Consider the following 15,113-nt stretch of genomic DNA (forward strand, 5'->3'; position numbering starts at 1 on the left):
GTTATTAGTGCCGGTCTCAGCGACGACGGCGGTACTTGGTCGCCTCGGTCTCCCACTCGGTCTCCCCGGCGACGACGGCGTGCAGCAGCACCTCCGCCCAGCGCAGTAGCTCCTCCCCCTCGATGGCTCCTCCGCCCATGCGGGCGGTGCCTGGGGCCGGGACCACGATGGTGCGGGTGGCGGGCTTGAGCACCGTGCCCGGGTACAGGCGGGTGACCTTCATGCGCGCCGAGTCGGGCAGGTCCACCGGTGCGAAGCGGATCGACTTGCCCTGGGCGACGATCTCACGCACACCGAGCTGGGCAGCTAGCGACCGCAGCCGCGCCAGGGCCGCCAGGCGGCGCACCGGCTCGGGCACTGGCCCGTAGCGGTCGGTGAGCTCGTCTAGCACATCGTCCACATCCGCCTGACTGCGGGCGGCGGCGAACTTGGTATAGGCCTCCAGGCGCAGCCGCTCGTGGGGCACGTATTCCTCGGGGATGGTGGCGTCCACGGGCAGGTCCACCCGCAACTCCACGTCCTCCTCCTCGGTCTCCTCCGCGCCCGAGCCTCCGACCTGGAGGGCCTTCTTGTAGGCGGCCACCGCCTCGGAGACCATGCGCACGTACAGGTCGAAGCCCACCCCGGCGATGTGCCCGGACTGCTCGCCGCCCAGCAGGTTGCCGGCGCCGCGGATCTCGAGGTCCTTCATGGCCACCTGCATGCCGGCGCCCAGGTCGGTGTTGGTGGCGATGGTGCGCAGCCGCTCCAGCGCCGTCTCCGTGAGCGGCTTGTCCGCCGGGTACAGGAAGTAGGCGTAGGCGCGCTCCCGGCCGCGCCCCACCCGCCCGCGCAGCTGGTGCAGCTGGGACAGGCCCATGCGGTCGGCCCGGTCGACGATCAGGGTGTTGGCGTTGGACACGTCCAGACCGGTCTCCACAATGGTGGTGCACACCAGGACGTCGATCTCCTTGTGCCAGAAGTCGTCGATGACCTTCTCCAGCCGGGACTCGTGCATCTGCCCGTGGGCGGTGGCCACGCGCGCCTCCGGCACCAGTTCCGCCAGCCGGGCGGCCACAGACTCGATGTCCTCCACCCGGTTGTGCACGAAGAACACCTGCCCGTCGCGCAGCAGCTCGCGGCGAATGGCGGCACTGACCTGCTTGGTCTCGTAGGCGCCCACGTAGGTGAGGATGGGGTGGCGGTCCTCCGGCGGGGTGGAAAGCGTGGACATCTCCCGCAGGCCGGTCACCGCCATCTCCAGGGTGCGCGGGATGGGGGTGGCGGACATTGACAGCACGTCCACGTCGGTGCGCAGCGCCTTGAGGGTCTCCTTGTGCTCCACCCCGAAGCGCTGCTCCTCGTCGATGATCACCAGCCCCAGGTCCTTGAAGCGAACCTGCCCGGTGATCAGCCGGTGGGTGCCGATGACGACGTCGATGGTCCCGTCGGCCAGGCCGGCCAGCACCCGCTCGGATTCGGCGGCGCTCTGGAAGCGGGAGAGCTGAGCGACGTTGACGGGGAAGCCCGCGTAGCGCTCGGTGAAGGTCTCGGCGTGTTGGGAGACCAGCAGGGTGGTGGGCACCAGCACCGCCACCTGCTTGCCGTCCTGAACGGCCTTGAAGGCGGCGCGCACGGCGATCTCGGTCTTGCCGTAGCCGACATCGCCGCAGATGAGCCGGTCCATGGGCTGGGTCTTCTCCATGTCGGCCTTGACGTCGTCGATGGTGGCCAGCTGGTCGGGGGTCTCGGTGTAGGGGAAGGCCTCCTCCAGCTCGGCCTGCCAGGGGGTGTCGGGGCTGAAGGCATGCCCGGTGGTGGCCGAGCGGGCGGCGTACAGGCGCACCAGCTCCCCGGCGATCTCCCGCACCGCCTTGCGGGCGCGCTGCTTGGTCTTGGCCCAGTCGGCACCGCCCATGCGGTTCAGGGCGGGGTTGTCGGAGCGACGTACTTGGTGACCTGGTCCAGGGCGTCGGTGGGCACCAGCAGCCGGTCACCGGGCTGGCCGCGCTTGGAGGGGGCGTACTCGATGACGACGTACTCGCGGGTGGCCCGCTCCTTGCCCGCGCCCCGCCCGGAGCCGACGTCGCGGCGCAGCAGTTCCACGAAGCGGCCGACGCCGTGCTGGGCGTGTACCACCAGGTCACCGGGGTGCAGGGACAGCGGGTCCACGCTCTTGCGGGTGCGGCGTGCGGGCAGGGTCTTGGCGGAGCGGGCGGCGGCGGGAGCCCGGCCGGTCAGGTCGGACTCGGCCACCAGGGCCAGGCGCAGTCCCTCGGCGACGAAGCCGTGCCCGGCGGAGGCCTGGGTGACGCGCACGACGCGTCGGGCTCCCGGTAGGACAGGGATTCGGTGTCGTCCAGGCCGGTGACGATGCGGGCGGGCACGCCGCCGTCGGCCAGCAGCTGGGCCATGCGGCGCCCGGGTCCGGGGCCCTCGGTGGCGACGACGACGCTCCACCCGCCCCGGGTCAGCTCGCCGATGTCCTTCACGGCCGCCTCCAGGCGGCCCCGGTAGCTCTCGGGGTCGCGCAGGGGCAGTTCTGCGGTCTCCGGGGAGGCCTTCAGGGAGGTGAAGGACCACCAGCCGCGGTTCGTGGACAGGGCAAGGGCGCGCGCCTCGGCCAGGTGGGCGAAGGCGGCGGCGGAAAGGTCAATCGGGGCGGTGCCGCCGGAGGCGGCCGAGGTCCAGGCGGCGGCGAGGAACTCCTCGGTGGTGGCCGCCAGGTCCTCGGCGCGCTTGCGCACCTTCTCCGGTTCTGAGAGCACTACCAGCCGCTCCCCCACCAGGTCCAGCAGCGGCACCATGCGTTCGGTCAGGACGGGGGCCAGGGACTCCATGCCCTCCACCGGGATGCCGGCGGCCAGCTTCTCCAGCATGTCGGCGGCGGCGGGAATCACGTCCACTAGGGTGCGGGCGCGCTCGCGCACCGGGGCGGTGAGCAGCAGCTCCCGGCAGGCGGTGGCGGTGACGGCGCCGAGGTCGGCGATGGTGCGCTGGTCGGTTACGGCGAAGGAGGAGACGGACTCGATCTCGTCACCGAAGAAGTCCACGCGCACCGGCCGCGGCTGGGTGGGCGGAAAGACGTCGAGGATGCCGCCGCGCACGGCGAACTCGCCACGGGCGGTGACCATGTCCACCCGGGTGTAGGCGGCCTCCGCCAGGCGCGTGGCCAGCTGCTCCAGGTCGGCGCGCATCCCTGCGGCCAGGTGGATCGGCTCCAGCTCCCCCAAGCCGTCCACCACCGGGGCCAGCAGGGCGCGCACGGGCATGATCAGCACGCGGATGGGTCCGCGCCACGGGTCCGGCGCGGCGTCGGGGCCGTCCGGGTCGCCGTCCTCGGGGTGGGCCAGGCGCCGCAGCACGGCCAGCCGGGTGGCAACGGTATCGGCACGCGGGGAGAGCCGCTCGTGCGGGAGGGTCTCCCAGGCGGGGAAGACGGCGACGTCGGGGTCGGGCAGGTAGCAGCGCAGGGCGGCGGCGAGCTCGTCGGCCTCCCGCCCGGTGGCGGTGACCACCAGCAGGGGCGTGCCGTCTCCGGGCGCTTCGGCTCCCGGGGCGCGAAAGACGAGGCCGAGGCGTTCCCGGGGCGGCGCCGGTGGCGCGGGCTACGCCGGTCTCTCCCAGGGCCATGGCCGCTAGCACGGCCGGCCGGGCGCCGGGGGCGACGACGACGCTGCGGTCGGTGCGCGAGCGGCTGCCGGCCGCCGTCACCAGGGCGTCGATGGCGGGGTCGGTCAGCAGCGGGGGTAGAAGAGCAGTCAGACGCACGGTGGGGAGTGTACGAGGCCAAGGCATGCGGTGACGCGGCGGTATGCGCGCAGCGGGGAAGCCGCCCGCGTCAGTCCCGTCCTCTTCCCGCCATAAGCCTGTTCCAGGGCCAGTCGACGGCGAACTTACGGCGCAGCCTGCTCACCGAGCCGCGCAGTTGCCGCCAGGAGTCCCGGGGACGGCGCAGCGCCCGCCTCCTGAGCCCGAATCCGGTCATCTGCGGAGGGCGCAGTCCCATGAGTCGGGCCGCCGCTCGGCGGGATACCAGGTAGTCCCTGCGCTCGTGCTGATAGGGCTGGACCGAACGCAGATCATCCAAATCGAGTGGGGTCACCGCAATCACACCCGCATCCGCCGCGTCCCGGATGATCTCCAACCCCTGCGGGGTACGCGCTAACAGGGCGCTGATACCCGCTCCCTCCGTGAAGTCCGGGTAGCCGTCCGGGGTTGCCCGCCAGAAGTCGGAGGCGGTGACGTCGGAGTACTCCCCGACACCGTCGGGACACAGCCGACAGCGCCACTGCACGGTCGGCCCCAGGGCCCGGCCCCAGGACTCGGAGTAGGAGGTGCTCACCGTGGTGCCGTCGGCGGCGACCGCGGTGAATTCACCGGGCCAGCCGTGCCCGCGGTAGCGCATATCGCACAGGGGTCGGCTTCGGTCAGCCTCCGTCTCTTTGAAGAGCTCGTCCAGAAGCCTGTAGGTGGCCCGCTGGTCGGGGGTGCCCGCGCAGAAGAAGCTCAGGATGATCGGGCGTTGCCCGCGTTCCTGACTCAGCCGACGGACGGCCTGAGCCTCGCAGGGCTTGCCGACAAATGCCGTCCCGTTGCTTGCCGCCTCCGGCGCAGCGGCATTAGCGGCGGGCGCGTACCGGCTGCCGGCGAGGGAAAGAACCTCGTGCGTCGCTTCGACGGTCTGAGTCCGGGTGCGGGAGGGATCGTCTTGGTCCTTGCGCGCGCCGACGACGCGACAAGCCCGCCCAGATTCGAGCAGCCAGCCGGCAATGGCAGTGAGCACACCGCCGGAGCTGCCCTCGTGCCGAATGGTCTCGTCGGTGGCATAGGCCTCCCAGGCTCCCAGCACAGGGCCGAAGTCCGGATCCCAGCGAGCTCCCGCAGGTCGCTGCGCCTGAATGCGGATGCCCGGGCAGGATGCGTGGAAGTGGCGTAGCTCGTCTGAGTCCGTACGGGCGCAGGCTTCGGAATCCACGATGGGACGCATGAATCCGCCTCGCAGCTGCATAGTGACGCCCTCGAACTGGGCGCACAGGCCGCATCCCGAACAGTTGAGCGAGTCAACCACACGATTGATCTCGGTGGCCACGTTCACTGGGCGCAAGATGCTTCTGGTCATCTTCTCTTCCGAGTCGAGTAGGAACTGTCAGCGCTTGACCATCATGCGCGTCATCCGGCCCAGTTCGTACATGTCCACGCGGACGCTGGGCAGCACCAGCCACAGCAGCGCCATGGCCAGGCTCATGCCGACGACGGCTACCAGGCAGACGATGAATGCGGGCAGGCCGGATACCAGTGCGCACAAACCCCACGCGGCGAGCGTAGCGGCGCCGGACATGGCGAGAATCCGCAGCCCGTTCCACACCAGCGGCACGGTGTTGAGTCCGGAGGCGCGCCCGGCCCACAGCAGGGAGACGGGCCACAGGATCAGCGGGCTGGCCACGTAGGCGTAGGCGACGCCGAGGGCCCCGAAATGCGCCCCAATGATGATGGCGGCCATGCGCACCACGGCGGAGAGCATCGTGTAGCGCAGGTATGCGCGCCCGAGCGCGCGTGAGGTGTAGATCCAGCCCCCGACCATCGACAGTGTGGTGAGCCCCTCCCCGACCGCCACCAGCCGCATGTAGGGGACCACCCTGAGCCAGTGATCGCCGAGCACCACGGAGACCACCGCCGGGGCAGCGGCAACCACAATGCCCATGGACAGGAACACCGGGTACCCCAGTCCCAGTTGCCCCCGGCGCAGGTAGGCCAGGGTGCGCTCGTCGTCGTCCTGAAGTTTGGCGACCACGGAGAGTCCGAGCGTGGTGACCTGGGGGCGGAACTGGTTCAGCGGGGTGCGCAGTGTCTGTACGGCGCGGTTGTACAGCCCCAGGGTGCCGGCGCCGAAAAGCCGGCCCATGAGAATCGAGTCCAGGTTGGAGGCGAGGTAGGAGACCATCTGGGTACCCGCCATCTGCACGCCGAAGCCGAGCAGGGCACGCATTGGCTCGTATCGGTCGTACCACCGCGGCAGCCAACCCGCGATAAGCGGCAAAGCGATGAAGGGGACGAGTGCCGTGACGATTCGCTGCACCACTAGCGCCCAGTAGCTCCAGCCCCAGGCTGCGGTGAGAGCTCCCAACGCGAGGGCCAGGGCCGCGGCGATCAGATCAACAGTCAGCACCCGTCCCACCAGTAGTCGGCGGTTCAGGTCCGCCCGGTACTGGTTGACCATGCCTGCCATAAGGAAGGTGGGGGCTATAGCAGCGCATACCCCGGCGACGGCGGGCTCGTGGTAGAAAGTCGCCAGCAGCGGGGAAATGGCCGCACCGATACCAGTCAGCACCAGACCTGCGATGGTGTTCAACCACCACAGGTTCGAGCGCTGTCCGTGGCTCAGCGTGCGTCCCTGGATTGCGGCGGTGGACAGGCCGAAGTCCTGGAAGATGGTGGCCACTCCGACCACAGCGGTAACCATGCCGACCACGCCGTAGGCGCGGTCGTCGAGCAGGCGCGCAAGCACCACGACGTTGCCGAGCTGGAGCAGAATGCGCAGGCCCTGGGTCCATACCGTCTGCCCAGCCGCCTTGGCGGCGCGTTTGCCGAGGCCGCTTCCCTCCACGCCTTGCAGTCGCGGGTGGGGCGGCGACGAGGAGTCTGTACGTTCCGCCTCGGCACCACTCACAGCAACTCTCCCAAAGCATCGCAGAAGCGGGCGAGGTCCTGGTCGGCGCGGCGCCGCACCTCGACCACATCCTCCTGCAACCGGGGGGATGCAACCGCCTCCAGAGCGCGGCTCACGACGTCGTCGCCATGCAGGTCGACGACGTGGTCCCAGCCGAGTCCTGCTAGCAGTGGCGCGAACTTGCGCGAGTAGGCCAGCGGGATGGCGGGGGTACCCATGGACAGGGCGTTGAGGCAGGCGTGCATGCGCGAGCCCAGCACCACTCGGGCCGAGCCGACCGCCTCACGCACCTGGCCCAGCGCATCCGCTCCCCTGGGCACGATCACTTCCACGTCCCCGAGCTCGCGTTGCAGGTCTGCCAGCGGGTAGCGGTCGTTGTCTCCCGCCGAGTCATCGGGACCGACGACGTGCGCCAGCAGGGTGATGGTGCGGCCCTCCGCCTGCAGGCGTCGAGCGACCTCAAGCACGTCGTAGCGGTAGCGGGCGGCGTCAACGTGGGGGTTGCCGTCCCACAGCAGACCGGAGACGTTGAGAATCACGTCGCGAGTCTTGGGCACCGGTGAGTGATCGATGGCGAAGACCACGTCGGTGGACTCCACGTCCACGGGCCGTCCCAGCTGCGCCGCGCAGGCGGCCGAGCTGGCGTCCCGGCTGGCCACCAGCCGCGCATGCTGCAGGGCGCGGCGGGCCAGGCGGGTGCCGCGCCGAGTGTTGAAAGGGCCGATGGTCTGGGGGGTGAGCACCAGGGGGACACCCAGATGGTGCAGGAGTTCAGGGAAGCGGGACATGTCGCGCATCCGGTCCAGCCCATAGATGTCGGCGAAGGAGTCCCCGGAGCGGGTGTCCAGCACCAGGTCGAAGGATGCGAGCCAGTCGAACAGGCCGTGCGCGCCAGTCACGCGTTCCTTCAACAGCCCTCTACGGCTGGTGAACAGGGACATGGGGGCGTCACCGCGACAGTACCCTGGATCTGGATCTCCGCGTCCGGGTACACCTGTGCGGCGACCGCCCGGGTTCCGACGGCGAGAGCCCTGACACCCAGGTTGGGCTGGTCGAGCGAGGCCCAGAGGATCAGGATGCGCATCGGTTCCTTCACAGTCGGTAAAGAGCTAGGGGCCGCAAGCGCAAACCGTTATCGCTGGAGGGCCGGTACCAGGCTACCCCGAAGAGGCAGGACAATGGCGTTGCGGCCAACACATGAGAACTCAAACACCGACCAGACCGTCAGTGATGTTACACACACATCCGGGGATCGCTACGACTCAATGGCCGCGACCGGTAATGTGCCAGGCGAATGAACAAGTCCGTCATCGCTGCCGCATCCGGCAGCAGGATCCTGCGCCGACCGAAGGCATGCCGGTGACCCCAGACCACATCATCCGTGCAGTAGGCAGGCACTGGCGCCTGATCTGTATCTTGTCCGTGGCAGCGGCCGTGCTCGGAGTGCTGAGCGCGACTGTGACTGCTCCCGTCTACCGCTCTACGGCCACCAACGTCCTGACCGTGTCTTCTCCTGATGGACATAGCGACATCACGAGCACCGCTTCCATTATCGGCACCGTCGCACCCACCTGGCCGAGATCAGCACCTCAAGCTCAATGCTCGATTCTGTTGCCGCGGAAACTGGTATCCCTGCTGAGGAGGTCGCAGCGCACATCACCGTCTCCAACCCGACCGACACCCTGCTGGTCGTTGTACGGGCGACGAGTTCCTCGCCGGAGCAGGCCCAGGATCTCGCCGAAGCCGCGACTGCTGCGCTGGCCGAACGCACCTCGTCAGTCGGCTTCACCATGGACTCCGCCAACGGGTTCCTCTCCCTGTCGGAGGTCGACCCGTCTCCTGTGGCGCAACTCGTCTCCCCCTCCAAGTCGCGCAGCGGGGCCATTGGCCTGATCGCGGGAGCCTGGTCGGGGCTCCTGGCGGCACTTCGCCTCGAAGAGGTTCGGCGAACCACGAATGAGACCGCTGCTGAGCAAGCGGGACACGAATGATCGTTCTGCGGTCTACGCTTCTGATCTTGTGACAGCGATACGCCCGCCGCGCCCCCGGCGCTCGACGATTTCCGCAAGATGCAAGCCGCTCTGAATCCCACTTGGAGGAAGGTGCTCGCAGCCGCCGTGGTGGCCGCCGTGTCCTGGCGAACGAGCCTGGCGTTCGGCATCAACCCGGGCGACGTCGTCGCGATAGCGCTTCTGCCACTGACCTGGAGGGCATCACGGCATTCGCGGGTGATCGGCCTACTCATGCTGTGCTCGCTGACGGCGATTGCCGCGGGGCTGGTCCTGTCTCTGGCGGCCGCAGGCGAGTTCACCATCGTTCCGAGTAGCGCCATGTCCGTGCTGCTCGCAGCAGCCGCGATCCCCTCTGGAGCCGCTGTCATCATCTGGGCGACGCAACACCTGGGTCTGGATCTCGCCGCAGCCTGCTTCACCACCGGCCTGCTCATCGACGCTTCTATACGTGCACTCTCACTCGACAACCCCTGGAAGTTCGCCTACGGCCTGCCGACCAGTGTGCTCCTGCTGGCACTGGCGCATCGGAGAAGCCGCACGGCCGAGGTGCTCGCAGCTGTGGTACTGGCCGGGATATATCTACTCAATGATGCCCGATCTGCTATCGGCTTCCTCCTGGTCACGGCCGCAATTGTCATCTGTCAGGCAATTGCCTCAGGAGCAGGCATACGGCCGGCGCCGAGAACCGCCTTCAGGGCACAGACGTCCCTTCTGGTCGCATTGGGTTTGCTCGCTGTTGGTGTCGTAATGGCCGCCTCATCGTCTGGTTACCTTGGAGATGCCGCGCAGGCGCGTACTGCGGCTCAGTCGGCCAGCTCAAACATCCTCACCGCTGCACGCCCGGAGATGGGCGCCACGCTTGCGCTGTTCCAGCACCGCCCCTGGGGCTATGGCGCCGGAGTAGCACCTCGCTACAGCGACACCCGTGTGGCCATGGATGGCATGCAAGCGCTCGGCCACACCCCGGACAACAATTACGTCCTGCACTACATGCTGGGAGGCGGACAGTTCGAGCTGCACTCCGGGCTGGGCGACCTTTGGGCGGCGCTCTCATTGCCCGGACTCACCCTCGGACTGCTCGTCATCGCGTTGTCCTTCGCGGCGTTGGGCCGCACGCTGGCCACGGTGCGCTCCCGAGGCTGGGTGGTCTTCACTGTCATCGTGGTGGTTTGGAACTGCCTGTTCGGGCCGCTCAGCACCATCGTCCCTTATATGGAGTTGGCTATCGCCGCCGCGGTTTGCCTGCCGTCAGTAGCCGAGCAGACGGCTCAGTACCGAACATCCACGCAGGTCCGGTAACTCGGGCACTCCAGGCACCGCCAGCGACCGACGCCCGTACAGATCACGGGCCCCGTACCATGCACGCATGTTAGAGCATGTGGCCGAATACAGGGCCCGTGGCCGGAACTGAGCGGACGACTATGCGACCTTCTTTACCAGCAGGTTGTCCACGCGCAGCGTGAGCTCGGATGAGTCAGCCTTCCCCGAGGTGAAAGTGATGATTCCAACCGACCCTGGGTCAGCCAGCGCAGCGTCCTCGTCGGTGACCTCGATTCCCCAGTCCTGGGGCTCCTCGACCTCACCGATCCAGGCCTTGGTCCGCAGATCCGTGGATTCTGCCCCGTCCGCAACGAACCGCACATGAAGGGCCTGACCTGCACTGTAGGTTCCTGTGACACGAGCGGTGCCGAGCGTGGTCTGTGTCGCACCGATCTTCTTGGAGAGCGTCATCAGCACGCCGCCCGTTGGAGCGATGTCGAATTGCACCTGGTAGCGTCCGGCGGAGTTGGCGCGGGCCACATAGGTCACATAAGCCGCAGCCCCGGTGGGCATCTGGTCGAGAACGATATCAACAGTGGAGTCGGTGGATGTCGAATCAACGACCGGCGATGATACCGAGTTCGCCGTGCCCGCACCGGTCATTGTCATCAGGCCGGCTGATCCGTCCACCGACATACGGCTCACACCGTAGTTGGCAGTCCAGACGGCCCCGGAATCCGTGGTGCCCCAGCCCCTGCCGGTCTCACGCGTGAACGAGTCGGAGATGAGCACGCCATCCGCCAACGCGCCCGCTGCGTCCTGCCCGCCGTCGGGATCGGTCTGCTCTGCGGGATCCTGGTTCGGCAGCTCACCGGTCGTCCCGAGGGTGTGGTGGGCGGCCACCTGCTGGGCGCTCAGTGCCTTCCCGTAAACGGCGACCTCATCGATCGACCCGGCCAAGTAACCGCTCGAGCCCGCATTGGGCAGCCCCGAGTTGGTGTCGCCACCAATACGCCAGTACCCGGTGTAGGACTGGCCCGAGGTCATCGCAGCATCCGATGCCACAGCCTCGCCATCTAGATAAAGTACGGAGCCAGTCGTTGGATCAGTGGTGGCGACGACGTGGTGCCAGGCATTGTCGTTATATCCCGCCGCGGAGGAGATCACCTTGGTGGAGCCCGGGTACAGCATGTAGGTGACGGTCCCGTTGTTGCTCAGGTAGAGCATGCGATCCTTGTTGCCGCTCTCGGCGTCGCTGCGGGAGGAGAATCCGACGATCTCCCCGCCACTAGTGCTACTAGTGCGGAACCAGGCCTCGACGGTGAATGCAGCCGGGGCTGTCGATGCGGAGGTCTGCGCCGCCCAGGACGAACTCTGCCCCCGGTTCCGGTTCCACCAGTTCCACCAGTTCCCGTTGCCGCTGCTGGGCGAGAAAGTGACCGATGCTCCCTGGGTGAGGAAGCTCTGCGCTCCAGTGGTATAGCTGGATCCGCGGTAAGTCATATTCTTGCCGCCCAAGACGTCAGCGGCCGTGTTAGCCCCTGAGGCGTCGTCAAGCGGCCAGTAGTTGACCGCTCCGTCACCGATCACTTGTTTGCCGTAGTCGGCCATTCCCTGCCCCTCACCGGCGGTGACGGTGACCCAGTCGGAACGGGTCGACGCCCCCCAAGGGTCAGTGACCACAACAACATACTGGTGGGTTGATCCCGGGTCGACGGTATCGGCCGCGGCCAGCGTAGGCAGCTCCCAGAAGCCCGCCGTCACGTCCTGCACGGAGATCGGCTCGCTGTCCAGGCTGTCGCGGTAGACGGCGTAGGAGAGTGTCTTGTCATCGCGGTCCCAGTTGGCGGAGAAGCTGAGACTGACCATGCCGGCAGCCGGGCTGCTCGCCGACAGCTTGTAGCTGCCGCCCTTGTTCACGGGTCCCTGCTCATTGGGAGCGAGGTCACGTCGCGCAAAGCGGGTCAGTCCTTGCTGGGACTCCCCGTTAACGGCGGTGAACTCACCTCCGTAGACAATGTAGTCATTGTTCCCGTCAACCGACCATGTTGCCTGCCCGAGCCCCGTGTAGGTGCCGGGGGTGAAGTCGGGGTACCAGTTGAGGTTCGTGGTGGCCGGCTGTCCGGCGAAGTTGTAGTAGCCGGAGGCCGTGTTGGTACCGACGACGCCCGTCGCATGGTTGGCATAGGCAAGCGCGTAATGGTAGTTCTTGGTGTTGTCGGGGAAACCGCCAATATTTGAGCAGTCATGCGCGTGGTTCGCCGCATAGACGACGTCACCGCTGGGGAACACGCTGTATGAGTCTCCATGGCAGTCGGCGATGTACGCCACATCTCCGGTTGTCCAGTCGGCGCGGAACACGCCCTCCAAGTTCCCGTGTGAACGGTTCTGGGTGTAGGCGGCGCCGTACAGCCCCTGCTCGTCCGCCTTCAGATCCATGATGCCGCCATAGGTATTGCCGGACTTGACCACGGAGGTGAGGTTGTTCTGGCGCACACTGCCGTCCTGCTCCAGGATGGCCATGCCGTAACCGGGGCTGGTGGAGCCGTTGACCGAGGTGAACGAGCCTCCGATGGCCACTCCGGTGCCGTTCGGCTCAGCGGCGATCGTACGCACGCTGAAGTCGGGGATGTCCGCCTTAAGGTCCAGAAGCTTCTTGGTCGTCAGATCCACGGCGGCGAAGCGCAGCCGCTCCTGGTTGTTCACCTGGGTAAAGGCCCCGCCGATGTACAGCGTCGAGCCGTCGGATGACACCTCCACGGCGAACACCTTGGCGTTCGCCGCCGCCGTGAGGGGCTTGCGCTCGGCCGTGACGGGATCTATCGCCGCGACCCTCCACACGGTCTCACCATTCACCTGAGAGAAGGCCCCGCCGATGAAGAGGCGGGAGCCGTCGGGCATAGCCGCGATCGATTGAATCGCTCCGTTGGTCTGCGGAGCCCAGTCGAGCAGATCCCCGGTGGTGATGTCATAGGCGAGAGCGTTCGCCCGGGTGACTGTGGAGTCGGAGCCCGCCGGTTGGACGGTGGTGAACTCGCCTACGACGTACACGGTGTTGCCGACGACAACCTGATCGCGTACGACCCCGTTGACGACCTGCGGGGTCGGGAGCGCATCGGCAGAGACGGTGTCCGACAGCACTTCCGCCGCATCACCCTCCGCGGCCTGAGCCGACGTTGAGGCCATTACCGGCAAGACCACTAGCGAAGATGTGACTAGCAGCGCCAAGGCACGGCGAAGCAGACCGACGTGTTTCACACAACCTCCAGAGTTGGGTGGGGAGAGACGGGCTGGCAAGTCTCGGCAAGGCATCCCGCCGGGTCCCGTCGAAGATGAAGTATGGGCATATGAAACGCCGTACGGAACCATTTCGTAACACGACCTCGTCCGACTGCGCCCCAACCGATACGTCGAGATATTCTCGACTCCAAACCGTGATTTTAGGAGGTGGGTGCGGCGCCCTGGAACACCGCCGCCCGGCTCTGCGCCCCCAGGTCGACCACGATACTGATTTCTCCGCGTAGTTCCTGCGGAACCACGAAGGCCATGTCGATAGTCACGGCCTGCCCCGGGGCAAGGGATGCCGGGATCTGGTCCGAGGCCGAGAGCATCTGTGACGCGGGGACATCCTCCTCACCCGCCGCCACCGTGACCACGAGCCCGGTGAGTGACAGCTCCTCGGCGCCGGTGTTCGCCACCGTAACGGGGATGATGATGCCGTCGCCGGAGACCTCGTCGGGAAGTGCGGCGTCGAGATGCCGACTGCTCAGCTCGCCGATGGCCACGGTGGCGGAGTCCTCGAGCGCAACCGGCTGCGTCAACTCAACCGGGTCGAGCCAGTCGGCACTCAGGTCGCCCTCGGCGAGCGCCTGCTCCTGATCATCCGGGGCCGGCGACGGGATTACGGCGCCGGTGGGAACCGCGGCTGGCCTTGCTGTGGACTGCGTCGGCGCGGCGGTGGATGCGGCCGACGCATCCGCCGATGTGGTGTCAGTGGAGTTGGAGCAGGCGGCTGCCAGCAGGAGGGGCAGAATCAGCGCTCCGGAGTAACGAATCATCTTCACGGGCTAAACGGTATAGGAATACGGGTGCATGTACCGTGTGAACGTGCGCCCCGGCCCGAGTCGCCCAAGGAGTTGAGTATGTACCTTGCCCGCCTTCTCCCCGCACTGCATAGGCACCCCTGGCGATGACGGAATCCAGCGTGCACGCTACGGTCGCGATCCTCACCTTCCACCGCCCGAAGCAGGTGCGCGAAACGGTGCGGCTGATCCACGACCAGACCGCTGCCGCTCCGCCGTGGTGCGAAGTTGACGTACTTGTGGTGGACAACGATCCGGCCGCTTCGGGCAAAGAGGCCATCGAGGCGCTGGGGCTGCCCGCGGTCCGCTGCGTCATCGAGCCGGTGCCGGGCATCTCCGCGGGCCGCAACCGCGCCCTGGACGAGGTATCAGCCTCGGGAGGTGATCTGCTGCTGTTCATCGACGACGACGGCACTCCCGCCCCGGGGTGGCTGGAGCGCATGTTGGAGCGGTGGCGGGAGACGGGCGCCGCCGCCGTCGCCGGATGGGTCGACACACGTTATCGGACTCGCCCCTCCCCGTGGATCCGTGCCGGGGGATTCTTCGAACGGCGTCGCTTCGCCGACGGCGCTGAGCGCCCGGCGGCCGCCTGTGGAAACCTCTTGCTCGATCTGCGCCAGCTCGGCGATCTCCGCTTCAGCACGGCCCTGGGGCTGTCCGGCGGGGAGGACACGCTGTTGACTCGCACCCTGGTGGCGCGGGGTGGGCGCATTGTCTTCGCCCGCGATGCGGTCGTCGTCGACCAGGTAGCGCCCGATCGCGTTACCCGCCGTTGGGTTCTCGCTCGCCAGCTCAGCCACGGCAATACCGCCGGCCTGCTCGACCTGCATTTCGGCGCTGGTCCGCTGACGCGAGCGCGTGTGCTGGCAGGCGGAGCGGGCAGGGTCGTCGTCGGCCTGGCCCGGGCCGGCTGGGGAGCGGTGACCCGCGATCTGCGCACGGATGCTAGGGGCTGGCGTCTGGCGGCCCGTGGGGCCGGCATGGCATTAGCCGGTCTGGGACTGTCCTGGAATGAGTACGCGCGTACTGTGCGACCGCTGAGCCGACTGGTGCGGGCGCCCCGCTCCCTTGCCCCAGGTTCCTTCCACCGCGAGGAGGACACACGATGAC

The 15,113-nt window shown here is 67.7% G+C and carries 9 protein-coding genes and 1 pseudogene; 3 read left to right on the forward strand and 7 right to left on the reverse strand.

Features of this window, described 5'->3' with window-relative positions:
* Positions 1-16: 16 nt before the first annotated feature.
* From mfd to BW737_RS15860, 5 genes and pseudogenes are all read right to left on the reverse strand, one after another.
* Positions 17-3,777 (reverse strand): annotated as a pseudogene (mfd, locus tag BW737_RS01265) (transcription-repair coupling factor).
* Between the two features lie 43 nt (positions 3,778-3,820).
* Positions 3,821-5,101, reverse strand: a complete 1,281-nt coding sequence (locus BW737_RS01270; RefSeq protein WP_086614884.1) for a Coenzyme F420 hydrogenase/dehydrogenase, beta subunit C-terminal domain — start codon at positions 5,099-5,101, stop codon at positions 3,821-3,823.
* A gap of 27 nt (positions 5,102-5,128) precedes the next feature.
* Positions 5,129-6,586 (reverse strand): lipopolysaccharide biosynthesis protein, encoded by a 1,458-nt coding sequence (locus tag BW737_RS01275; RefSeq protein WP_180271976.1) that lies wholly within the window; start codon positions 6,584-6,586, stop codon positions 5,129-5,131.
* A 59-nt stretch (positions 6,587-6,645) separates the two neighbouring features.
* Complete coding sequence (locus tag BW737_RS01280; RefSeq protein ID WP_180271977.1) at positions 6,646-7,548, reverse strand: polysaccharide pyruvyl transferase family protein; 903 nt, start codon at positions 7,546-7,548, stop codon at positions 6,646-6,648.
* An 8-nt stretch (positions 7,549-7,556) separates the two neighbouring features.
* Entirely contained in the window at positions 7,557-7,733 is a 177-nt protein-coding gene (locus tag BW737_RS15860; protein WP_180271978.1) for a hypothetical protein, read from the reverse strand.
* Positions 7,734-8,247: 514 nt separating this feature from the next.
* On the opposite strand from BW737_RS15860, the gene BW737_RS01285 reads away from it, so the two are divergent.
* Positions 8,248-8,640, forward strand: a complete 393-nt coding sequence (locus tag BW737_RS01285) for a YveK family protein (RefSeq protein WP_086614887.1) — start codon at positions 8,248-8,250, stop codon at positions 8,638-8,640.
* Positions 8,641-8,751: 111 nt separating this feature from the next.
* The gene (locus tag BW737_RS01290; RefSeq protein ID WP_086614888.1) at positions 8,752-9,960 is read left to right on the forward strand and encodes a hypothetical protein; all 1,209 of its coding nucleotides are present in this window, start codon (positions 8,752-8,754) and stop codon (positions 9,958-9,960) included.
* A gap of 120 nt (positions 9,961-10,080) precedes the next feature.
* Here BW737_RS01290 and BW737_RS01295 read toward each other — a convergent pair whose 3' ends face one another.
* Complete coding sequence (locus BW737_RS01295; protein WP_338063825.1) at positions 10,081-13,179, reverse strand: LamG domain-containing protein; 3,099 nt, start codon at positions 13,177-13,179, stop codon at positions 10,081-10,083.
* 182 nt (positions 13,180-13,361) lie between these two features.
* Positions 13,362-13,985 (reverse strand): hypothetical protein, encoded by a 624-nt coding sequence (locus BW737_RS01300; protein ID WP_086614890.1) that lies wholly within the window; start codon positions 13,983-13,985, stop codon positions 13,362-13,364.
* A gap of 140 nt (positions 13,986-14,125) precedes the next feature.
* On the opposite strand from BW737_RS01300, the gene BW737_RS01305 reads away from it, so the two are divergent.
* The gene (locus BW737_RS01305; protein WP_180271979.1) at positions 14,126-15,112 is read left to right on the forward strand and encodes a glycosyltransferase family 2 protein; all 987 of its coding nucleotides are present in this window, start codon (positions 14,126-14,128) and stop codon (positions 15,110-15,112) included.
* Position 15,113: the final 1 nt, after the last annotated feature.

The sequence above is a fragment of the Actinomyces ruminis genome (assembly GCF_002154335.2).
Classification (GTDB): Bacteria; Actinomycetota; Actinomycetes; order Actinomycetales; family Actinomycetaceae; genus Actinomyces; species Actinomyces ruminis.

Coding starts and splice junctions, on each gene's coding strand:
- BW737_RS01270 (WP_086614884.1), bottom strand. CDS start 5,101: ATGACCAGAAGCATCTTGCGCCCAGTGAACGTGGCCACCGAGATCAAT.
- BW737_RS15860 (WP_180271978.1), bottom strand. CDS start 7,733: ATGCGCATCCTGATCCTCTGGGCCTCGCTCGACCAGCCCAACCTGGGT.
- BW737_RS01285 (WP_086614887.1), top strand. CDS start 8,248: ATGCTCGATTCTGTTGCCGCGGAAACTGGTATCCCTGCTGAGGAGGTC.